The 22,060-nt window shown below is 36.4% G+C and carries 13 protein-coding genes and 1 tRNA gene; 11 read left to right on the top strand and 3 right to left on the bottom strand.

Features of this window, described 5'->3' with window-relative positions; genetic code table 11:
* The first annotated feature begins 16 nt into the window (after positions 1-16).
* The 5 genes from QWY91_RS15675 to QWY91_RS15695 all read left to right on the top strand — a co-directional run bounded on the left by QWY91_RS15675 (position 17) and on the right by QWY91_RS15695 (position 11,734).
* A complete protein-coding gene (locus QWY91_RS15675; protein WP_290236443.1) occupies positions 17-1,441 on the top strand; it encodes a 2-oxo acid dehydrogenase subunit E2 in 1,425 nt (474 codons plus the stop codon).
* Between the two features lie 102 nt (positions 1,442-1,543).
* On the top strand, positions 1,544-2,959 hold the full coding sequence (gene lpdA / locus QWY91_RS15680; RefSeq protein ID WP_290236444.1) for a dihydrolipoyl dehydrogenase: 1,416 nt from the start codon (positions 1,544-1,546) through the stop codon (positions 2,957-2,959).
* 280 nt (positions 2,960-3,239) lie between these two features.
* Positions 3,240-4,457: a DNA polymerase IV gene (dinB, locus tag QWY91_RS15685; RefSeq protein WP_290236445.1), complete on the top strand. Its 1,218-nt coding sequence runs from the start codon at positions 3,240-3,242 to the stop codon at positions 4,455-4,457.
* Between the two features lie 42 nt (positions 4,458-4,499).
* On the top strand, positions 4,500-7,469 hold the full coding sequence (locus QWY91_RS15690; protein WP_290236446.1) for a DNA polymerase III subunit alpha: 2,970 nt from the start codon (positions 4,500-4,502) through the stop codon (positions 7,467-7,469).
* Positions 7,470-7,660: 191 nt separating this feature from the next.
* Entirely contained in the window at positions 7,661-11,734 is a 4,074-nt protein-coding gene (locus QWY91_RS15695; RefSeq protein WP_290236447.1) for a T9SS type B sorting domain-containing protein, read from the top strand.
* A gap of 79 nt (positions 11,735-11,813) precedes the next feature.
* On the opposite strand, the gene QWY91_RS15700 is transcribed toward QWY91_RS15695, so the two are convergent.
* Positions 11,814-11,886: transfer RNA gene (locus QWY91_RS15700), tRNA-Phe, on the bottom strand.
* 105 nt (positions 11,887-11,991) lie between these two features.
* On the opposite strand from QWY91_RS15700, the gene QWY91_RS15705 reads away from it, so the two are divergent.
* The 6 genes from QWY91_RS15705 (at position 11,992) to QWY91_RS15735 (ending at position 19,600) form a co-directional block, all read left to right on the top strand.
* A complete protein-coding gene (locus QWY91_RS15705; RefSeq protein ID WP_290236448.1) occupies positions 11,992-12,726 on the top strand; it encodes a type III pantothenate kinase in 735 nt (244 codons plus the stop codon).
* A complete protein-coding gene (gene bamG / locus QWY91_RS15710; protein WP_290236449.1) occupies positions 12,723-13,964 on the top strand; it encodes a BamG family beta-barrel-assembly machinery protein in 1,242 nt (413 codons plus the stop codon). Before QWY91_RS15705 ends, bamG begins: the two co-directional genes overlap by 4 nt.
* A gap of 17 nt (positions 13,965-13,981) precedes the next feature.
* Positions 13,982-15,343 (top strand): hypothetical protein, encoded by a 1,362-nt coding sequence (locus QWY91_RS15715; protein WP_290236450.1) that lies wholly within the window; start codon positions 13,982-13,984, stop codon positions 15,341-15,343.
* Between the two features lies 1 nt (position 15,344).
* Positions 15,345-15,911: an LPS export ABC transporter periplasmic protein LptC gene (gene lptC / locus QWY91_RS15720; RefSeq protein ID WP_290236451.1), complete on the top strand. Its 567-nt coding sequence runs from the start codon at positions 15,345-15,347 to the stop codon at positions 15,909-15,911.
* 196 nt (positions 15,912-16,107) lie between these two features.
* On the top strand, positions 16,108-17,397 hold the full coding sequence (locus QWY91_RS15730) for a hemolysin family protein (RefSeq protein WP_290236453.1): 1,290 nt from the start codon (positions 16,108-16,110) through the stop codon (positions 17,395-17,397).
* A gap of 94 nt (positions 17,398-17,491) precedes the next feature.
* A complete protein-coding gene (locus QWY91_RS15735; protein ID WP_290236454.1) occupies positions 17,492-19,600 on the top strand; it encodes a peptidylprolyl isomerase in 2,109 nt (702 codons plus the stop codon).
* A gap of 89 nt (positions 19,601-19,689) precedes the next feature.
* On the opposite strand, the gene QWY91_RS15740 is transcribed toward QWY91_RS15735, so the two are convergent.
* Both QWY91_RS15740 and QWY91_RS15745 read right to left on the bottom strand, forming a co-directional pair.
* Positions 19,690-20,610, bottom strand: coding sequence for a GYDIA family GHMP kinase (locus tag QWY91_RS15740; RefSeq protein ID WP_290236455.1), 921 nt, complete (start codon positions 20,608-20,610; stop codon positions 19,690-19,692).
* Positions 20,607-21,923: a hydroxymethylglutaryl-CoA reductase, degradative gene (locus tag QWY91_RS15745; RefSeq protein ID WP_290236456.1), complete on the bottom strand. Its 1,317-nt coding sequence runs from the start codon at positions 21,921-21,923 to the stop codon at positions 20,607-20,609. Before QWY91_RS15745 ends, QWY91_RS15740 begins: the two co-directional genes overlap by 4 nt.
* Between the last annotated feature and the right edge of the window lie 137 nt (positions 21,924-22,060).

The raw sequence follows: 22,060 nt of genomic DNA on the forward strand, positions 1-22,060 counted from the left end.
AAAAAAGAAAACAAAAATGGCTATAGAAATCAAAGTACCACAAATAGCAGACGGAGTTGAAACTGCTACAGTTTCAGAGATATTAGTTGCTGAAGGAGATAAAATTGAAAAAGACCAGGGCGTTATTGCTGTAGAAAGTGATAAAGCTTCTGTTGAGGTTCCGAGTTCAGATGCTGGGACAGTGAAAGAAATTAAGATTAGTGAAGGGGATGAAGTTAAAGTCGGTCAGGTAATTATTTTATTAGAAGACGACGGTGAATCTGATGAAGAAGAAGATGAGGATACTGAAGAATCTTCAGAAGATACAAAAGAAAAAGAAGACACTTCCGAAGAAGAAAGTGAAGATACAGATGATGCTGAACAGAAAGACGGCAAGAAAAAAAAGAAAGTAAAAGAAGAAAAGGCCGGCGATAGCAAAGATTCTGATGACGACGAGGAGGAAGACTCTGATGATGAAAAAGCTTCTAAAAATAAAGAATCCGACGAATCTGAATCTGATAATGAAGATAAAAAAGAGAAGAAAAAATCAGAGAAATCTTCTGGGAAATCTACCGGAGCAGGTATTCAGGCTTCACCTGGAACTCGTCGCTTAGCAAGAGAGCTTGGGGTAGATCTTAGTGAATTGGCAGAAGAAATTTCAGGAAAAATTTCAGAAAAAGACGTCAAAGAATTTGCTAAAGGTGGAAGCCAAAAATCGACAAAATCAGCTTCAGTTTCTTTACCCGATTTTGAAAAATGGGGAAGTGTAGAGCGTAAGTCGCTAAATAGTATCAGAAAAGCAACGGCCAAAAATGTAACCGCATCTTGGCAAGCGGTACCGCATGTATTTCAGTTTGATGAAGCCGATATTACCGATATTCAGCAGTATTTAGAAGCGAATCAGAAAAAAGCTGAAAAAGCAGGAGGAAAACTAACGATTACCGCTTTACTAACGAAGATTGTAGCTGGAGCGCTGGTTCAATTTCCTAAATTCAACGCTAGCGTAGATATGGAAAATCAGGAAATGATCCTGAAAAACTATGTAAATATTGGTATTGCAGTAGCTACCGAAAAAGGACTTTTAGTACCGGTAATTAAAAATGCCGATCGAAAAAGTATTATAGAAATTGCTGCAGAATTAAGCACTATTGCTGAAAAGGCTAGAGATGGTAAACTAAGCAAGGAAGATATGGAAGGCGCTAATTTCTCTATTTCTAATCTTGGCGGTATTGGCGGTACTAATTTTACACCAATTGTTCCCGCACCACAATCCGGAATTTTAGGAATTTCACGTTCGGCTAAAAAGCCTGTTTATATCGAAGATGAATTTAAACCAAGAGATATTTTGCCGCTATGCCTGTCTTATGATCATCGTTTAATCGATGGTGCCGATGGTGCAGCATTTATCAATTGGATCACTCAGGCGCTGGAAGATCCTTATAAAGCTTTGCTTGGTGCGTAATTAGAACTCCCATGAGCTAAGCTTAATAGTTTAGAAGAGTAATTTTATTTTCTAAATGACCTTTGCAATATTGAAATCTCGATTATCGAGTAAAAATAAATTATGGCAGATAGCAAGAAAGATAAAAAAGAACTGATAGTAATTGGTGCAGGCCCGGGTGGTTATGCAGCCGCTTTTAGAGCAGCCGATTTAGGAATTAAAACCACTTTAATCGATCCTGAAGCTAATCCCGGTGGCGTTTGTTTATATCGCGGGTGTATCCCTTCTAAAGCCTTGTTACATGTTGCGAAAGTGAAAAAAGAGGCTTTAGAATTATCGAATTTTGGAGTGAGTTTTGAAGAACCTGAAATCGATGTCAAGAAAATCGGGAAGTGGAAAGATGGTGTTGTGCAAAAACTTACCGGTGGTCTTGGGCAATTAAGCAAAGCTCGAAAAGTTGAATTTATACAGGGAAAAGCTTTTTTTAAGGATGATAAAACGGTAGAAGTTGAAGAAAATTCTGGTGATTCGTATGAGTTGGAATTTGAAAATGCAATTATAGCTACCGGATCTTCACCAACCGAGTTGCCTAATATTGAAGTTGATCACGAAAAGATCTGGAATTCTAAAGATGCACTTGATATTAAAGAAATTCCGAAGAAATTATTAGTGATTGGTGGCGGTTATATTGGTTTAGAGCTTGGTAGTGTATATGCAAATTTAGGAAGTGAAGTTTCTATTGCTGAAATGACTTCCGGGTTTTTGCCGGGCGCCGATCGTGATCTGGTAAAAGTTTTTGAAAAAGAACAGCCTTTTAAAAACCTGTATTTTGATACCAAAGTTGAAAAAGTTGAGGTGAAAAAGAAGAAAGTTGAAGTGGTATTGAAGTCGGGCGAGAAAGAACAAAAAAAGAAATTCGATCGTGTTTTAGTGGCAATTGGAAGACAGCCGAATACAAAAGCTAGTAAACCACAAAATGCGGGAGTAGAGATTGGCGAAGACGGTTTTATAAAAGTCTTCAGTAATCGTAAAACTTCAGCAAATAATATTTACGCCATTGGTGATATTACCGGCCAGCCGATGTTAGCACACAAAGCTTCGCACGAAGGTCGTGTTGCTGCGGAAGTAATTAAAGGCGAGAAAGGTTCAACTTATGATGCTAAAGTAATTCCTGCGATTGTATTTACTGATCCTGAAATTGCCTGGTGTGGTCTTACAGAACAGGAGTTAAATTCATCCAATATCGATGCAAAAGTAGTGAAGTTTCCATGGTCGGCTTCGGGAAGAGCAAAAGCTTTAGGAACCGATAACGGACTTACAAAATTGATTGTAGAGAAAGAGACTGAGATTATTTTGGGTGGCGGTGTTGCCGGTAAAAATGCGGGTAGCTTAATTCCTGAAATTGCTTTAGCGATAGAAATGGGCACCACTGCAAGAGATCTGGCACTTACAATACATCCACACCCCACACTTTCTGAAACTTTAATGGAAAGTGCTGAATTATTCTACGGAAGTCCAACTCATATTGTTGATAAATAATTCAGATTAAAAATGAGGCTCTATCTTCAGTGTATGTTATTCGGTTATTTTTCAATATCCGTGGCGTCATTCCGTGCTTGACACGGAATCTCATACAGTTTTTGACTATTGGCTTCTTGTTTTATGAGACCCTGAATCAATTTCAGGATGACGGTGGTTTTCAGCAAAATAATGTGACTAAAAAATACTTAACTATCTAAAGCGAGATTTTAACTTTCTCGCTTTATTTATTTTTATACTTTTGGAATTAATCCAATAAATAGGATTAATTCCATTTTATATGATTTCAAAAGCTATTCTACATCTCGATCTGGATTCTTTCTTTGTTTCAGTAGAACGAAAAATAAATTCAGAATTAAATAATAAACCTGTCATCGTTGGTGGTATGGGCGATCGTGGAGTAGTAGCTTCCTGTAGCTATGAAACCAGAAAATTTGGAGTGCGATCGGGGATGCCTATGAAGATTGCCAGAAGACTTTGTCCTCAGGCAGTTTATATAAAAGGTAATGCCAGTATTTACACTAAAGAATCACATTTAGTAACCGATATTATTAAAGATCAGGTGCCTTTATTCGAGAAAGCAAGCGTAGACGAGTTTTACGCCGATCTTACCGGGATGGATCGATTTTTTGGAATAGAAGGTTTCGCCAAAGAGCTAAGACAACACATTATTAAAGAAAGCGGTTTGCCAATCTCGGTAGGATTATCGCAGAACAAAGTAGTTTCTAAAATTGCAACCAGCGAGATAAAGCCCGATGCGATGAGTGTGATTAAGCACGGAGAAGAAAAAGACTTTTTAGCGCCACTGGATGTTAACAAAATCCCCATGATCGGTAATAAAACCTTTCAGTTGCTTATGGGGCTTGGAGTTTATAAAGTACGAACGCTTCAGGAAATGCCGGTAGAGGTTTTAGAAGGTGTTTTAGGGAAAAACGGGCGAACCATCTGGAAACGCGCCAATGGGATCGATCATTCGCCAATTGTTCCGTTTCATGATCGAAAATCGATTTCTACCGAGCGTACTTTTAATCGAGATACCACAGATATCACCCGCTTGCATGCCACTTTAGTAGCAATGACCGAGAGCCTGGCGTATCAACTGCGACGAGGTAATAAGCTTACTTCTAACATCAGTATAAAGCTTCGATATTCCGATTTTCAAACCAGTACGTTGCAGGCGAAAATACCGTATACCAGCGCCGATCATATTTTGATCCCCAAGGCAGAAGAACTTTTCAAAAAACTATACAATCGTAGGGTTTTGATTCGGCTTATTGGTGTAAAACTTAACGGACTGGTAGGCGGGAATTATCAAATCAATTTATTTGATGATAGCGAAAAGATGCTGAGTTTATATAATTCTCTGGATAAAATTAAAAATAAATATGGGGAGCGAAGTGTGGTAAGAGCTGTAAGTATGGGTGCGAAAACTATAGGTCGAATGGGTAATCCATTTAATGGAGAACCGCCCGTGGTACTGGCGCATCGGAAACAATAATGAAGTTGAAAATGTCGAATTTGGATTAGAAATAGAAAAATTATGTATTTAAACTGTCATTCTTATTTTTCGTTGAGGTATGGCGCTTTTTCTGAAAATGATCTGCTGGAACTTGCAACGGCGAATAAAACAAAATTCGTTGCGCTTACCGATATTAATAATACTTCTGCCTGCTTAAATTTTATAAAGCATTCAAAGAACTTTCCAATAAAACCGCTTGTTGGTATCGATTTCCGTAATGGGGTAGACCAACAATATGTGGTTATAGCTAAAAACCGAAATGGATTTAGAGAGATGAATCAGCATCTTTCAGATCATCTGCACGCTAAAAAGAATTTTGATGAAAAAGCACCAATATTAGATAATTGCTACGTGATCTATCCTTTCAAAAAAGTACTGAAAAATGGCAAAACTGATTTTAGCGAAAATGAATTTATAGGAGTTTCAGTACGCGATTTAAATAAGCTGAAGTTTTCAGAGTATAAAAAGTACACTTCAAAATTGGTGGTTTTACAATCTGTTTCCTTCCGAAGTAAAAAAGATTTTAACGCTCATCGATTGTTACGTGCAATTGATAATAATACGCTGCTGAGTAAACTACCGTTAGCAGAACAAGGAGATCCTGAAGATCGGATGCTTCCGGAAAGCGAGCTTATCGAAATTTTTAAAGAATTTCCTGAAATCTTATCTAATACTGAAGCGCTTGCTGAAAAGTGTAATGTTGAATTTACCTTCAGTAAAAAACAAAATAATAATTTATCTAAAATTGAAGGAAAAAAAGCAGATGAGTTTACGCTTCGGAAATTATGCTTCGAAAATATCGAAAAGCGGTATCCAGAAGCTACTGAAGAAGTTTATGCCCGTTTGGACAAAGAACTTAGCGCCATTATAAAACTGGGCTTTGTTTCTTACTTTTTGATTAATTACGAGATTGTAAAATATGCTCGCAAAAAAAAGTATCCGGTAATTGGTAGAGGAAGTGGCGCAAATTCTATCGTGGCGTATATTATCGGGATTACCAATGTCGATCCTATAGAATTGGATCTTTATTTTGAACGTTTTATTAATGAAAATCGAAGTTCTCCGCCCGATTTTGATATCGATTTTTCCTGGAAAGATCGTGAAGATGTAACACGTTTTATTTTTGATCGTTACGATAATGTGGCTTTAATGGGAACCTATGTGACCTTTAAACGCCGAGCTGTGATTAGGGAGTTAGGTAAAGTTTTTGGGTTGCCAAAGGCCAATATCGATAAGCTTTCGTTAGCAAGGTTTGCTATTAACGAGCTCGACCAAATGGAGCTTTTGGTTATTAGGTATAGTAAATTAATTGCAGGGTTTCCCAATTACTTAAGTGTACATTCTGGGGGTATTTTAATTCTGGATGACGAGGTTTTTAATTACGGCGCTACTTTTTTACCGCCTAAAAACTTCCAGACGATACAAATCGATATGAATATTGCTGAAGAAGTGGGTATTCATAAATTCGATATTCTGGCGCAAAGAGGTTTGTCTAAAATTACCGATACTTTAGAATTGATTCAGCGAAATCAACCTGAAGCTTTTGTGGAAGATATTGATGATATCCCGAAGTTTAAAAACGATCCTAAAATCAACAATCTGCTTAAAACCGGAGATTGTATGGGTGTTTTTTATGTGGAATCTCCTGCCATGCGAGGATTACTAACCAAACTGCAAACTCAGGATTATATGAATCTTGTAGCAGCAAGTTCGATTATTCGCCCAGGAATTTCTAGCGGCGGAATGAAAGAGGAGTACATCAAACGACATCGCGATCCTGCACGCAGAAAAGAAGGTCATCCTGTAATGTTAAAAATTATGGATGATACTTACGGGATTATGGTGTATCAGGAAGACGTGATGAAAGTAGCGCATCATTTCGCCGGATTGAGTTTTGATGATGCCGATGTTTTACGCCGTGGAATGAGTGGTAAGAAAACTTCAAAAGGACAAATGGAGAAAATTGAAGCGCAATTCCGTAGTAATTGTGAAGAAAAAGGATATTCCCTGCAAATTACCGATGAGGTTTGGGAACAGATTTCTTCGTTTGCCGGTTATGCGTTTCCTAAAGGACATTCAGCTTCCTATGCTGTAGAAAGTTACCAGAGTTTATATCTAAAAAAATATTTTCCGTTAGAATTTATGGTAGCTGTACTCAATAATGGCGGCGGATTTTATTCCGTAGAAACTTACATTCAGGAAATCAAAAACTGTGGAGGGAAAGTACACGCTCCTTGCATCAATAACAGTGATCATCCCAATACTATTTTCGGGACAGATATTTATCTTGGTTTTGGATATATTAAAGAACTGGAAACAAAAACTGTTCAGCAAATTCTAGAAAATCGGCAGTTTTTTGGTACATACAAATCCCTGAATGATTTTATTGATAGAATAGAAATTTCTATAGAACAGCTAAGAATTCTTTTAAAAGTAGGCGCTTTTCGATTTACCGGTAAGGATAAACATCAATTATTATGGGAAGCTTACTTCAGGAAAATAAAATCAAAAAAGAAAACCACACAGGCCGGTCTTTTCAAAATAGAACATAAAGAGTATGATTTGCCGCAATTTCGGTACTCCGCATTAATCGATGCTTATGATCACATGGAGTTACTTGGATTTCCGCTCTGTAGTTATTTTGATTTATTACTGGAGCCTGTAAGTAAATCTATGGGTGTGAGAGACCTGAGGAATTTTGTAGGAAAAGAAGTCTGCATCTACGGTAAATTAATTTGTACTAAGAATACCACCACAGTAAACGGTAAACAAATGTGCTTTGCTACTTTTTATGATATTAACTACGATATTTTTGATACGGTACAATTTCCAAATATAGTTGCAAAATATCCACTATATAATCAGGGAGTTTATTGTTGCGTTGGCAAGGTTGTGGACGAATTCGATTACCTTGCTATAGAAGCTAAAGCAATAACTTTCCAAAAAATTAAGGTAGATCCACGTTTAGTCTCTTCTCAGTTTAGTGCCTAATAATTATAAATAAATAAATATATCTCTATATCTGCTAAAACGTTTATTAACATCATGTTATGTTAAAATCGTGCATTTCGTCGATTAAATATGTATTTTAACTAATATTTATGTTTTATTTGTGATAACCAATAACGCCTAACCACTTCGAATTCATTTAGTAATCAACTATTCCCTAATTAATAGTTATTATGAAATTGATAAAATATGTGTTTTTCTTTATTGTATTAGGAAGTTATGGTCAAGCTATAACTGTAGATGATCTTGGCGTATCCAAAGAAGAATTGGTTGCCGGTTTACTAGATAATTCTTGTGTACAGATTACTAATGTATCACAGTCTGATAAGAAGGCGGTAGCCTATTTCAATAATAATTCTGGTGATTTTCCTATTTCTGAAGGAGTAATTATTCGCTCTGGGAAAGCTAAACTTACTGAAGGTCCTTATTCAGGGCAAAATCTAAGTACTCAAATTAATACAAATATAGATCCAGATCTTCAGGCTATCAATAATGCCTCTGGGCAAAGTACTAGAATTTCTGATGTTGCTTTTTTGCAATTTGAATTTATTCCGCTATCCGAAAAGTTTAGCTTCGATTTTATTTTCGCTAGTAACGAATATGGCCAGTGGCAATGTGCAAGTAGTGATGTTTTTGGTTTTTTACTTACCGAGGTAGCAACAGGCGAAACTCAGAATATAGCTGTAATCCCGGAAACTACAAAGCCTATTTCTGTTAGGACGATCAACGATTCTAATTTCAATGATAACTGTGAGAGCGATAATCCCGAGTATTTTGAGAGCTATCAGGTAGGTGCTGCTAACTCTGTTATCAATATGCGAGGGTACACTAAAGTGCTTACAGCTTCAGCTAAAATAAAGGCGGGTAAAAAATACCGTATCAAACTGGTGATTGGGGATAGTAACGATTCTAATTATGATAGTGCGATTTTGATTGCTGCGGGTAGTTTTAAAACAAATCTCGATTTAGGGGCAGATCGCCAGCTATGCTCAGGAACATTTACTCGATTAAATACAGGCTTAGAGGATTCTAGTTATCGGCACAAATGGTTTTTTCAAGATAAAGAAATTCCTAACGAAACCAATCATTATCTGGATGTTCGAAAACCAGGGAAATATAATGTAAGGGTAACAAAAGATGATAAGCAGTGCGACATTTCCGATCAAATTATTGTAGAAAACCTAAGTTATAAGGAACTTCCTGATTTGGTGGTTTGTGATAATGGTGATAAAGAGCAACTATTTAATCTTACCAAAAACGGACATGAGGAATTAGGCCTAAGCTCAGAACAGTATGATCTGGTTTATTTTAAAGATCGAGCGATTTCTACAAATCAAATTAGCGAAACAGATTTAGAAGCATTTAAAAGCGAGCCCGGTGAAACAATCGTAGTCAAGCTTAGAAGCAAGGAAACCGGAGAGTTTTGCAGCGCAGCCACTTCTTTTAAGTTGGCAGTAAATGGATCTATAAATTTAGAACTTCCTGAAGAAATTGTGGTCTGCGAACCACAAGGCAGTAATGTAGTTGATGTTTCTGAAATTGGTGATATAGTTTACGATCAGTTAGGGGAAGGGGCTTACCTTTTTAATATATTTAGATCTGCAGCTAATGCAGAGCTTGATCGTAATCCTGTTGCAGACCTCTCTAATTTTAGTATTTCTGGAAACACTTCAACTTTTCAGATTTTCGGTAAAGTAAGGGATACTTTAGTTGAAAATTGCTTTAGTATTTTTCCATTGAATGTAAGTTTGAAAGAACTTCCGCCGGTATCTAGATTAGAAAAAGTTGTAGAATGTTCCTCTTATATTCTACCGCCTATTGAGTTTGGAGACTACTATACCCAATCTGGAGGAGCAGGCCGGAAGTTGGAAGCAGGAGATGTGATTGAAGACTCTGGGACTTATTACATTTATAATACTTCATTTTCAGGGTGCTCTAACGAGTCGAGCTTTAAAGTGGAATTGATAGAGGATTATAAGTTGAATGACTATTACTGTGGTGATTTTGTTGTACCAACTCCTCCAGCAGGAGCGTTTTATGATGCGCCTGATGGACCAAACGGAACTGGAAAAGAAATTAGTGCAGGAACTGTCTTCACATCAGACTTTAGTATTTATTATTATGGAGAACTGGAAGATGGCACACTTTGTAAACAAGATAGATTTAATGTTGAAATTTTGTTGTTACCAAAAGTAGATAAGATAGATGATGTGGTGGTTTGCAATAGTTTTACGTTACCAGAACTTAACAATGGAACTTACTACACTGATGCTAATGGAAACGGAAAACGCTTACGTCCAGGGAATAGAATCAGTTCTACCAAAACGATATATATCTTTAATGATAATGGGGTTTGTAGCAATGAATCTTTATTTGAGATCACAATTCTTCCTAACTTCAATGACATTGTAGCTTGTGGAAGTTACACCTTGCCAGCAATTACCGTGGGTAATTATTTTGATGAATCTGGAAAGCGCTTAGCGCCTGGAACTGTTTTTACTGAAAGTACATCGGTGCTGTATTCAGCAGAAACGACAGATGGTTCAGATTGTGCAAAAGAGATTAAGTTTTCGATTAGCGTGAATCCAATTCCGGAGGTTAGTAGGCTTGATGATGCATTAGTATGTGTAGAGAATGGTTATATTTTACCAGAGATTACTAAAGGGAAATATTTTACAAAAGCCAATCGAAAAGGAAAGCAAATTTTGCCGGGCACCAAAATAATCAAGAGTCAGAGAATCTTTATTAATAATCTTCAAAATTCCTGTGCTAACGAAAGTTCTTTTGCTATCGAAGTTAGAAAGTTAGCACCAGTAGAGAATTTTATTGATGTTTATAAGTGCTTTGGGTATGAGTTGCCAAAATTACAATTCGGTAAATATTATACGGAACCTGATGCGCAGGGAGAAGAATTAGCAGCGGGTACTATTATTCAGCAAACGCAACGAATTTATATTTACAATGAGTGGAGTGATTTTGAATCGTGTACAAATGAAAAATTCTTTACAGTTTACATTGAGGGCGTTCGGGTAGATAGGCCAGAAGCTATTAATGCTTGCGATTCTTATATTCTCCCAAAGCTTAAAGAAGGTGCTTATTTTACCGAATCTGGAGGACAAGGAGATGAAATTAATCCTGGTACTGAAATTACTGAAAGTACAAGCTTGTATATTTATAAAAAAGCGGGAGTTCGTTTTGTCTGTGAGGACGAATATGAATTTAATATTAGGATTTCTAGAACTCCAATAGTTTCAGAAATGCCAGATATTGAGGTCTGCGGAAGTTATAAAGTTCCTACAAAATATTCAGCAACGAGTGCTGGCATTGCTTCTTCAGATTATGAAATGTACTATGCGACCGATCCTGAAGATCAAGATGCCATGCTGAAACCCGGAACTATCATTACACAACCGGGCACATATACTATTTATTTTAAAGCTCAATCTAAATTTAATGAAACCTGTTTTGACTATACTTCATTTAATGTGACGGTTTATCCTTTACAAGACTTAGAAGTAGAAAGAGAAGCAGTTTGTGTAAATATAGCGACGGGAGAAGTTGAGACTGGAGCATATTTTTATACGGGCCTCAATCCAAATGTTTTCGAAGTTGACTGGTTTTATAATAATAAATTAGTGCATACCGGTGTAGAGTTTGAGGCGATGCAACCTGGAGAATATATTATTAGAACAACAAAGATAGATGGTAAGATCGAAACTGGTTGTGGCTTTAAAGAAACTTCTGTTTTTGTAGAAGAGTCTGCCAAGCCAGAAATTTCGGTCACCGTATCAGAACCTTTTAAGGATGTTGCCGTAGTGAATGTTGAAGTGATAAATGGAAGGGGAGCTTATGTTTTTAGTATGGATGATGGCGAATTCCAAGAAGAAAATCAATTCTACGATGTTTCATCTGGATCACATATTATTAATGTAAAAGGAAAATTAGGCTATTGTGGTTTAACATCTCAATTAATAAACGTGCTTAAGCATCCTAAATTTTTCACTCCAAATAGTGATGGTTATAATGATGTCTGGAATATTGCTGAGTTAAAAACACATCCTGAAGCCGAGGTTCATATTTACGATCGCTACGGAGCATATATCACTAAAATTAAACCTGCTGTGGGAGGTTGGGATGGATCGAAAGAAGGAGGTCACATGCCTTCTAATGATTATTGGTTTCAGGTTAATTTCAAGCAGGATGGTAGGCAGATAACTTATAAGTCTCATTTTGCCCTAAAGCGATAATAATTTTTTCCGTAGTAATATTCATTGCAATTTATTAGAAATAAAAAAAGCCCGCTAAAATTAGCGGGCTTCTTAAAGGTGGTGCCTCCAGGAATCGAACCAGGGACACAAGGATTTTCAGTCCTTTGCTCTACCAACTGAGCTAAGGCACCAGTTGCTTTTCGAAAGCGGTTGCAAATATATGTTCAATTTTAGGAACTCACAAAACTTTTTTACAAAAAATGCTTTCGTACCTTAGCATTTTTCAAAATTGAACTATGAATTTGGTTATTGATTTAGGGAATACTTTTGCGAAAATGGCTGTTTTTCAAAATGATAAGTCGATGGCGCTTTTTAAAGTTTTGAAGTCAGAAAAAAATAAAAAAATTCAAAAAATTTTTGAAGAGTACCCGCAAATTGAATTTTCTATTCTTTCTAGCGTCCTAAATGATGATCGCTTGCTGATAGATTTTCTTAAAGAAAAAAGTATTTTGGTCTATCTGGATCAAAAAACAAAAGTTCCTTTCCGTAATAAATATAGTTCTCCAGAAACTTTAGGGAAGGATCGTATCGCCTTGGCAGCTGCAGCGGTTTGTGCTTTTCCAGAAAATAACGCTTTAATTATCGATGCGGGAACATGTGTAACTTATGATCTCGTAGATCATGAATCTCAGTATCTGGGAGGGGGAATTTCCCCTGGTTTACAAATGAGATTTAATGCCGTACATAAGTTTACAGAAAAATTACCGTTAATACATGCAGATAGTAACCATCTAAAATTGGTGGGTAGCTCTACAGAAGAAAGTATAAAAAGCGGGATTTGTTTTGGTTTTGCTGCAGAAATTGACGGAATGATTTCCAGTTACAAATCAGAATTTAAAGATTTAACAGTTATTTTGACGGGTGGTGATAGTCTATTTTTGTCAAAGCGACTAAAAAATAGCATATTTGCGAACTCAAATTTTCTTTTAGAGGGTTTAAACCACATTTTAGAATTTAACAAAAATCAATGATTAAACGATTTATAGTAATCGTAGCTTTATTTTCTGCTTTTTGGGCCGAGGCTCAGGAAAATACTACTTCGCCATATTCTTACTATGGTGTTGGATTAACTAACTTTAAAGGTACTGTCGAGAATAGGGCTATGGGAGGTCTTAGTACATTTTCGGATAGTATTCACATGAATCTTACCAATCCTGCCGGTTATGCTAGGCTGGCAAGAACCGTTTACACTGTTGGCGGTAGTGCCGAATCTACAAAACAGGAAACCGCTAGCGCCGAGGATCGTGCCAAAAATGTATCTCTAGATTATTTAGGTTTGGGAATACCGATAGGTCGATTTGGTTTTGGTTTAGGTGTGATTCCATATTCTTCGGTAGGATACCGCATTTTTGATGTTGACGAAGATGGAGCCAGTAGACTAAGAGGTCGCGGGGGCATGAACAAGGTTTTTCTTTCCGCAGCTTATGCTATAAGTAGAGATCTTAGTGTTGGTGTGAATGCTGATTATAATTTTGGTAATATTCAACATAGAAGAACAGTTCTTAGAGACGGGATTCAATATGGAACAAGGGATATAGATCGATCAGATATATCGGGATTTAATTTCAATTTTGGAGTGGATTATCAAACTAAGTTAGAAAGTGGTTTGAAATTACACGCATCTGCTGTTTATACTCCAGAAGCGGATATCACTACAGATAGCTATCGAGAAATTGCTAGTGTTTTATTTACAGCAAATGGAGAAACTCCTTTCAATGTTAAAAGTTTTGATGTGGAATCTCAAGATATTACACTGCCATCTAAAGCAACTATAGGCTTAGGGATTGGTAGACCTAATAAATGGTTTTTAGGAGGAGAGTATTCAGCATTTGGAAGTATACCAGAAATTTCGGTTTTTAGTACTCCGGTAAACGATGTAGAATATAATGATGGTAATGCTTATCGATTGGGTGGATATTTTGTACCGGAGTATAGTTCGCTTACAAGTTACTTAAGTCGAGTAGTTTATCGATTAGGAGGTCGTTTTGAGGAAACAGGTTTGCAACTTAATGGAGAATCGATAGATGAGTTTGGCATATCTTTTGGATTAGGTTTACCGATTGGAGGAGATTTCTCTAATCTTAATCTGGGACTGGAGTATGGTCAGCGCGGTACAACAAGTTCAGGTCTAGTGCAAGAGAATTTTTTTAAATTATCAATTGGTTTATCTTTGAATGACCAATGGTTCGTAAAGAGAAAGTTTAATTAACCATAACAAACAACAAGATGAAAGCGAGATTTATAGTATTATTATCGGCGGTAATGCTTGGGTCGGGAGCCTATGCTCAAGATTGTACAACTACTGCAGCTTTAGCTTATGATGATGCTAAAGCAAAAAATTATGATGCGGCATACGAGCCGTTAATGACAGTAAAAAAAGATTGTCCAGATTATAGTTTAGCAACATTTCAGTACCTAGAAAGAGTATTGAAGTATAAAATAGAAAATGCATCTGGTGACGAGAAAACAAAATACATCAACGAACTAGTTGATACTTACAAAGAACGTCTTCAAAATTACCCCGAAAAGACTAAAAAAGGAGATGTTTATACAGATATAGCACTTTTAAAGTTTACCCATAAAATCGGTTCAACCGAAGAAAGATGGGAAGCTTTTGATAAAGCTTATGTTGAAGATAAAGAGAACTTCACAAGCCCTAAAGGTCTTTACGCATATTTTGATCTAATGGTAAATATGCAGGATTCTGGAGACCGTGAATTGCAAGATGTTTTTGATATTTACGATAGGGTAATGTCAAAAATTGATGAAGAAGAAATTTACGAAGCGGAGCGTTTGCAATCTTTAATTGAAAAGCAAGATGCTGGAGAAGATTTAACTTCTAAAGAGCAAAAGACAGCGCAGATTGCAGAGCAGAGATTGACCAATTTTAATGCTGTAAAAGGAGCTTTAAATACTAAATTGGGAGTTCGTGCGGACTGTGATAACTTAGTTCCTATTTATGAGAAAGATTTTGAAGCTAAAAAAGAAGATGTGGCTTGGTTAAAAAATGCTAACGCTCGTCTTTCAGCAAAAGATTGTGAAGATCCATTGTTTTTCAAAATTTCTGAAGCACTTCACGAATTAGAGCCTTCTGCTGCTTCTGCTTACTCTTTAGGTCAATTGGCTGAAGCTGATGGTGAAAGAGCTAAAGCATTAGAATACTATAATGAGGCTGCTGAGTTAGAAGAAGATCCTGCTGATAAAGCAAAAATTTATTACAGAATTGGTAAAAACTACCAAAATTCTGGAAGCTTTTCTCAGGCAAGAAACTTTTACAAGAAAACAGTTAACGCAAAGCCTTCTTACGGTAGAGCTTATTTGAATATTGCTAGTATGTATGCAGAAAGTGCAAATAGCTGTGGTGATAATGCTTTCAATAAAAGAGCAGTATACTGGTTGGCAGCCGAATATGTAGCTAAAGCTGGTAGAGTAGATCCATCGCTTTCTAAACATGCAAATGCAACAGTTGCGGCTTATAACGGTCGTGCTCCACAAAAAGCTGATGTATTCCAGGAAGGGAAAAAAGCAGGAGAGGCTATCCAAATTGGTTGTTGGATAGGGGAAACTGTTCGTATCCCTCAATTATAATATGAGAATCACATATCGTGAAATAATACAAGGCATTGTCACGCTAATAGGCGTGACAATGCTTTTTTCATGTGAAGGTAATCTGAATGAAGTTAGAGCGCTTCAGAATCCGGCAGATGCCCCTCGAGGTATAGCTAAAGGAATTATGCTGAAGTACACTGATTCTGGTAAAGTGGTAGCCACTTTAAAGAGTAAGAAGATGTTAGATTACCAAAATAAAAACTTTCCTTATCGTGAATTTCCAGATGGACTGGATATAGAATTTTACGACGAGGACGATAAAAAAAGTACGGTTACTGCAGATTACGGTATTATTTACGATAAAACCGGTTTAATTGATCTTAGAGGAAATGTGGTGATCTTTACAGCGGATAGTACAATTCTGGAAGGAAATCAGCTATACTGGGATCAAAACCAAAGTTGGGTTTTTACCGACCGTGCAAATCAAATTAAATTTCCAGACGGTTCTTTTAATGAAGGAATGGGTTTTGATTCTAATCAAAAATTCGATAAATTCAACTTTAGGACTAATAACGGAATTCAAAACATAGACGAGTCAGAGAAATGACAAAATATTTCAGATATTTCGAGTACGCATATTTAGTAATTGGAGCATTTTTCATCTTCGAGACATTCGCCATTTGGGATGCTGAACGCAGCCGAGCCTATGTTTTTATATTCCTGGCCGCAATGGCTATTTTCATGTTTTTTTTCAAAAGAAATTTCCGAAGGAAACTAGAAAAGAGACAAAATCATAAAAAATAATGAGTGCAGAAGTCATTATCATTATTTTATCCTTATTACTTTCCGCGTTTTTTTCCGGTATGGAAATCGCTTACGTCTCTTCCAATAAAATATATATTGAAATTGAGAAGCTTCAAAACGACTTCTTAGCGAAAGTTTTAAAGCGTCTAACCAAAAAACCATCTAAATTTATAGCAGCCATGCTTGTTGGGAACAACATTGCGCTTGTGGTTTACGGTTTTTATATGGGAGATCTAATCATGGAGTGGTTAGTAGGTATGCAGCCACTAGATAATGCGATCCTCAATTACATAGTGACCGATTTAAGTTTATTTACCCAAACACTTCTTTCTACGCTTCTAATATTAGTTACAGCCGAATTTTTACCCAAAGTTTTCTTTCAGATTTACGCGAATTCGATGCTGAAGTTTTTTGCGGTACCTGCATATCTTTTTTATCTAATATTCAGTTTTATTTCTTCCTTTGTGATTTGGATTTCAGATATGATCCTGAAACGTTTCTTTAAAACCGATGGGGATGAGGTACAATTAGCATTCAGTAAAATTGAGCTTGGTAATTTTATTAGCGAGCAGATGGAAACTGTTGAAGAAGAAGATGAAGTCGACTCCGAAATTCAGATATTTCAGAATGCGCTTCAATTTGCCGACATAAAGGCAAGAGAGGTAATGATTCCCAGAACAGAAATTATTGCAGTAAATCAAGATGAAGCCCCGGGGGATTTAGTGAAGACATTTACAGAAACCGGACTTTCGAAAATATTGATTTATAATGAAACCATAGACGATATTATAGGTTACGTGCACTCATTTGAATTATTTAAAAAGCCGGCGTCTATAAAGTCTATTTTGCTACCTGTTATTTTTGTTCCTGAAACCATGTGGGTTAAGGATGTGCTTAACGTTTTAATTAAAAAGCGAAAAAGTATCGCAGTTGTTATTGATGAGTACGGAGGTACAAGTGGGATGATGACCATCGAAGATATTGTAGAAGAGCTTTTTGGAGAGATAGAAGATGAACACGATTCTGCAATTTTGGTTGAAGAAAAATTAGGTGAAGATCATTATAAATTTTCAGCAAGAGCTGAAGTAGATTATATTAACGAAACTTACCGATTAAATATTCCTACCGGTGAAAATTATGAAACCTTAGGAGGTTTTATAGTTAATCATACCGAAGAGATTCCGCAGCAAAACGAGGTAGTTCGAATAGATGAATTCGAATTAACCATCCTCGATGTCTCCAACACAAAAATCGATCTTGTAGCGCTTAAAATCAAGCCGGAAGATTAAAGCGTTAAAAAGTTAAGTTTTTGCTAATTATAAGTTTCATAATTAGGCTAAAAACACTATTTTCGCCCACTATATTTGATAAAAATTATTTAGAATGGCAGTATTACAGAATATTAGGCAGAAGTCTGCTTTAATTATTGTGGTTATTGGGTTTGCATTATTTGCCTTCCTTATTCCTAGTATCCTGAAGAACGGTGGTTTTTCTGCAAAGGATAACTCCATAGCTACTGTGAATGGTGAGGATATCGCGAGAGAAGATTTCGCACGCCAGGTAGAAGCTTATCAGCAAAATATGCGTGGTAATATTTCAACTACTCAGGCTGTTAACCGTGTTTGGGAACAACAATTAAATCAAATTATTGTTGAAGAGCAAGTAGAAGAACTTGGGATTAGAGCCGAGCAGGCACAAGTAAGACAAATGATGAGAGCTCAAATGTCTAACAATCCTCAGTTTACTAACGAAGCTGGTATGTTCGATGAGAATCGAGTAAAGGAATATGTGGCAAGTATAAAACAAACTTCCCCACAAATGTACCAGCAGTGGTTAAGCTACGAAGATGGTCTTTCTGAATCTGCTGCGCAGAATATTTACGCAAATATGATTCGTACAGGTGTTGGTGCAACGCTTACCGAAGGAAAACAAGCATACCTTTTACAAAATAATACAATGGATCTGCGTTATGTGCAGGTTCCTTATTCTTCAATTTCAGATGAGGATGTTGATGTTTCTAAAGATGAAATTAAAGAATATGTAAATAATCATAAAGCGAAGTTTGAAACTGAAGCTGCAAGAAATATTCAATATGTAATTTTTAATGAAGAAGCTTCTCCAGAAGATAAAGAAGAAGCTAAATCTTCATTAAGTGCATTATTAGAAGATAGAGTAGAATATAACTCAGTTTCTAAATCTAATGACACTATTGAAGGTTTCAATAGAACTTCAGATGATCAGGAATTTGTAAATTCAAATTCAGATCTAACACAACCAGTAGCCTTCAAGTTCAAAAATCAGTTACCAAAGAAATTTGCAGACGATTTATTCAATCTTGAAAAAGGAGAAGTTTACGGTCCTTATGAAGAAAACGGATATTGGAAGTTAAGTAAGTTGGTAGAAACTAAGCAGATTCCAGATTCTGTAAAAGCAAGTCATATTTTATTAGGTTACCAGGGAGCGCAAGCTGGTGGCGCCCGTACTGAAGCTGCTGCAAAACAATTGGCAGATAGTTTAGCGGGTGTAGTAAAAAGCGATAAATCTAAAATGGCAGAATTGGCAACAGAATTTTCAGATGATCCTTCTGCAGCTCAAAATTCTGGTGATCTTGGTTATTTTGGACCAGGAATGATGGTGCCGGCATTTGATGATTTTGTACTAAATAATAGTGAAGGCACTGTAGGTGTTGTAGAAACAGATTTTGGATATCACGTTATTTATATCGAAGAGCAAACAGAAAAAGAAAAAGCTGTTAAGATTGCAACAGTGGCTAGAGAAATCGAAGCAACTGAAGCAACTAGAAATAGCCTTTTTAACGAAGTAACTAAATTCGAGATTGCTGCTGGTGAAGGCGATTTTACAGAAAAGGCAAAAGCTGCAGATTATAGGATTCGTACTGTACGTGATGTAAAAGCACTTGATGAAAATATTCCTGGTGTAGGACAACAACGTCGTGTTGTGCAATGGGCTTTTGAAGATGATGCTAAAGTTGGTGATGTAAAACGTTTTGATACACCAACTGGATATATTGTCGCTCAAATTACTACCAAGAAGAAAAAAGGATTAATGAGTCCTGAAGATGCTTCTTCAGAGGTTATTCCTGTGCTTACAAAGCAGAAAAAAGCAAAACTTATTCAGGATAAAATTTCAGGAACTAGTGTAGATCAGGTTGCTGAAAATCAGGATAAAATTGTACAAACTGCTAGCGCTGTAAACTTAAGTTCTCCAACACTTGCAGGAGCAGGTAGCGAACCAGAAGTTGTAGGTGCAGTTTACGCTTTAAAAGTAGGCGAAACCAGTAAACCAATTGTTGGTGATAAAGGAGTTTATGTTGTTGAATTAGTAAGTAAGAGCGAAGCTCCAGAGCTTGATTCTTACAAACCATTCTCCCAACAAGAAACAAATAATCGTCGCCAGATGGCGAATAGTAGAGCTTTTGAAGCTTTAAAAGCAAAAGCTGATATTGAAGATAATAGAGCTAAATTCTACTAGAATTTAGATTATTGTATATCAAAAAGCCGCTCATTGAGCGGCTTTTTTAGTTTATATACGAGAAACTTTTCTTGTTTTAATCTCCAAAATTATAGGATCAAATCTTCGTAAGCAATTAATACATTGTATCCTTTTTCTTCAAAATAGGCTTTAGGATCATTTTTACTGGTAACCATCACAAAATCTCCACCCCAGGCTCCTAAGCTTTTTATACTTCCTTCAAAATCCGGAAATAATTTCGTTTTTACCTTTGGTAGGTTAATCGCCTTAGAAATTAAACTTTCATGAATATTCAACAACAACTCAAATTCGGCTAAAGTCTCGCATTTTAAGAGTTGCTGAGTAATATTGGATACTTTTTCAACTAAAACTTTTTGATGAGTTTCTGTTTGATTTCTATAATGAGCTATGGCTTCTCTGCTATTTTGCTTTTGGTTTAAATAAACAAAGTATATATTTTCAGTAAAATCAGGGGTGAAAGTTGCTTTTAATGATTTTTGAGACTCATGAGTGCGCTCGTAAGTAATTGGTCCTTCAGCCTGAGCGCAGGCGATGTCGTATCCACTTCCTTTAAATGTTTTTTCTAGTAATTGGTATGCATCGATTTCTAACCATTGCGCAATATTGTTGATTAAGGTAGAAGAAGTTCCTAATCCCCAATTACGATCAAACTCTAGCTCTGTAGTAATGTCGTATCCTTCGAATAGGTTTTTTCCTGAAAGTGCTTCAGCAGCAGTTAAAATTTGAATACAGCGCTTTGAAATTTCAGCATCATTTTCTGAATTTTGAGTTTCTGAAGTAGATTTGATTCCGAAAGAAGTTTTTTCAAATTGGTCCTGAAACCAAACTTTTCCATCTTCATCCTTACTTACCCAATTTATTAATCCTGAAGTATTCTCTTTAACCTCTAAATATTGGCCTTTTTTGGTGGGAAGGCAAAAAGCCTGAGCGCCATCTAAAACGGCATATTCCGCAGTAATTAGAAGTTTTCCGTGACTATAGAATCTCATTTTCTCAGTTTTTCTAATTGCGTAGCAACATCGCTGTGTGAAACTACATTAGTTTTATAGTATTCGATCAAACTTGCTTTTTCCTCTAAAGTCGCATTGTGCTGATTAAGAATATTCATCAAGTGCATTTTCATGTGACCTTTTTGAATTCCTGTTGTAATTAGGGATTTCACGGCTGCAAAATTTTGTGCTAGTCCGGCCACAGCTACAATTTCCATAAGTTTTCTAGCATTAGGTTGTCCTAATACATCCATTGCAAGTTTTACAAGGGGATGTAGGCTGGTTAAACCGCCAACGGTTCCCAAAGCCAACGGAACTTCAATCCAGAATCTAAAGATTCCGTCTTCAATTTTAGCATGCGTCAAACTTGAATATTGGCCATCTTTAGAAGCGTAGGCGTGTACTCCGGCTTCAATGGCTCTAAAGTCATTTCCGGTCGCTAGCACAACGGCATCGATACCATTCATAATCCCTTTATTGTGAGTCACAGCTCTAAAAGGTTCAGTTTCGGCAATTTTTACCGCTCTTATAAATTTTTCAGCAAAATCTTCTCCACTAAAATTCGGGTCTTCAGAAAGTTCCTTTAAAGAACAGGTAACTTCAGCTCTAACAATACATTCTGGAACATAATTGGAAAGAATACTCATCACAATTTCAATATTGCGTTCTTCAGTATTAAAATCTTCCCAGGTTGAAGCTTCTTTTTCCAGAACTTCAGTAAATTTTTCCAGACAACTATTTATAAAGTTGGCGCCCATGCTATCTACCGTCTCAAAGTTGCAATGCAGCTGGTAGTAATTCTCAACTTCAGTAGTGCGTTCTCTAAGCTCGATACTTTTAATACCTCCGCCACGCTTTTCCATATTTTTGGTTAGAGGAGCAGCGGCTGCTCTAAGTTTAGGCTCTAATTCGTTAAAAAAGAGCTCTAATTTTTCTTCGCTTCCTCTATAAATAAAATGAACCTGTCCCACCTTTATGGTGTCGATCACTTCGGTTTTAAATCCGCCACGACTTCCCCAAAACTTGGCCGCTTTACTGGCCGCTGCGATTACCGAACTTTCTTCGATAGCCATAGGGATAGCAAACAGTTCGTTATTGATCAGAAAATTTGGCGCAATCCCAAAAGGTAAATAGTAATTAGAGATCGTATTTTCTGTAAATTCTTCGTGTAATTTTTGTAGTTTCTCGTCTTTATTCCAGTACTGTTTTAAAACTACAACAGCTTTTGGATCATCATTCAGATAGGTTTTAGACAACCATTTAATCTTTTCTTCCTTACTCAGCTTTGAAAAGCCAGAAATTGGTTCCTTCATGAAATTTAATAATAGTTCTTTTGCAAAGATACAATTGTTATTTGGTTGTCGATAACGCTTTCATTTTAGAAAGCTGTTTGGCAATTTTGAAGTTTGCTTTAACAAATTGTTGTATTTAACACGAGTTGGAGCGGCTT

The sequence above is a fragment of the Zunongwangia endophytica genome, from assembly GCF_030409505.1.
Lineage (GTDB): Bacteria > Bacteroidota > Bacteroidia > Flavobacteriales > Flavobacteriaceae > Zunongwangia > Zunongwangia endophytica.

Bases quoted from the DNA above. Each gene is read 5' to 3' on its own strand.
- QWY91_RS15675 (WP_290236443.1), top strand. From the start codon at position 17: ATGGCTATAGAAATCAAAGTACCACAAATAGCAGACGGAGTTGAAACT.
- lpdA (WP_290236444.1), top strand. From the start codon at position 1,544: ATGGCAGATAGCAAGAAAGATAAAAAAGAACTGATAGTAATTGGTGCA.
- dinB (WP_290236445.1), top strand. From the start codon at position 3,240: ATGATTTCAAAAGCTATTCTACATCTCGATCTGGATTCTTTCTTTGTT.
- QWY91_RS15690 (WP_290236446.1), top strand. From the start codon at position 4,500: ATGTATTTAAACTGTCATTCTTATTTTTCGTTGAGGTATGGCGCTTTT.
- QWY91_RS15695 (WP_290236447.1), top strand. From the start codon at position 7,661: ATGAAATTGATAAAATATGTGTTTTTCTTTATTGTATTAGGAAGTTAT.
- QWY91_RS15705 (WP_290236448.1), top strand. From the start codon at position 11,992: ATGAATTTGGTTATTGATTTAGGGAATACTTTTGCGAAAATGGCTGTT.
- bamG (WP_290236449.1), top strand. From the start codon at position 12,723: ATGATTAAACGATTTATAGTAATCGTAGCTTTATTTTCTGCTTTTTGG.
- QWY91_RS15715 (WP_290236450.1), top strand. From the start codon at position 13,982: ATGAAAGCGAGATTTATAGTATTATTATCGGCGGTAATGCTTGGGTCG.
- lptC (WP_290236451.1), top strand. From the start codon at position 15,345: ATGAGAATCACATATCGTGAAATAATACAAGGCATTGTCACGCTAATA.
- QWY91_RS15730 (WP_290236453.1), top strand. From the start codon at position 16,108: ATGAGTGCAGAAGTCATTATCATTATTTTATCCTTATTACTTTCCGCG.
- QWY91_RS15735 (WP_290236454.1), top strand. From the start codon at position 17,492: ATGGCAGTATTACAGAATATTAGGCAGAAGTCTGCTTTAATTATTGTG.
- QWY91_RS15740 (WP_290236455.1), bottom strand. From the start codon at position 20,610: ATGAGATTCTATAGTCACGGAAAACTTCTAATTACTGCGGAATATGCC.
- QWY91_RS15745 (WP_290236456.1), bottom strand. From the start codon at position 21,923: ATGAAGGAACCAATTTCTGGCTTTTCAAAGCTGAGTAAGGAAGAAAAG.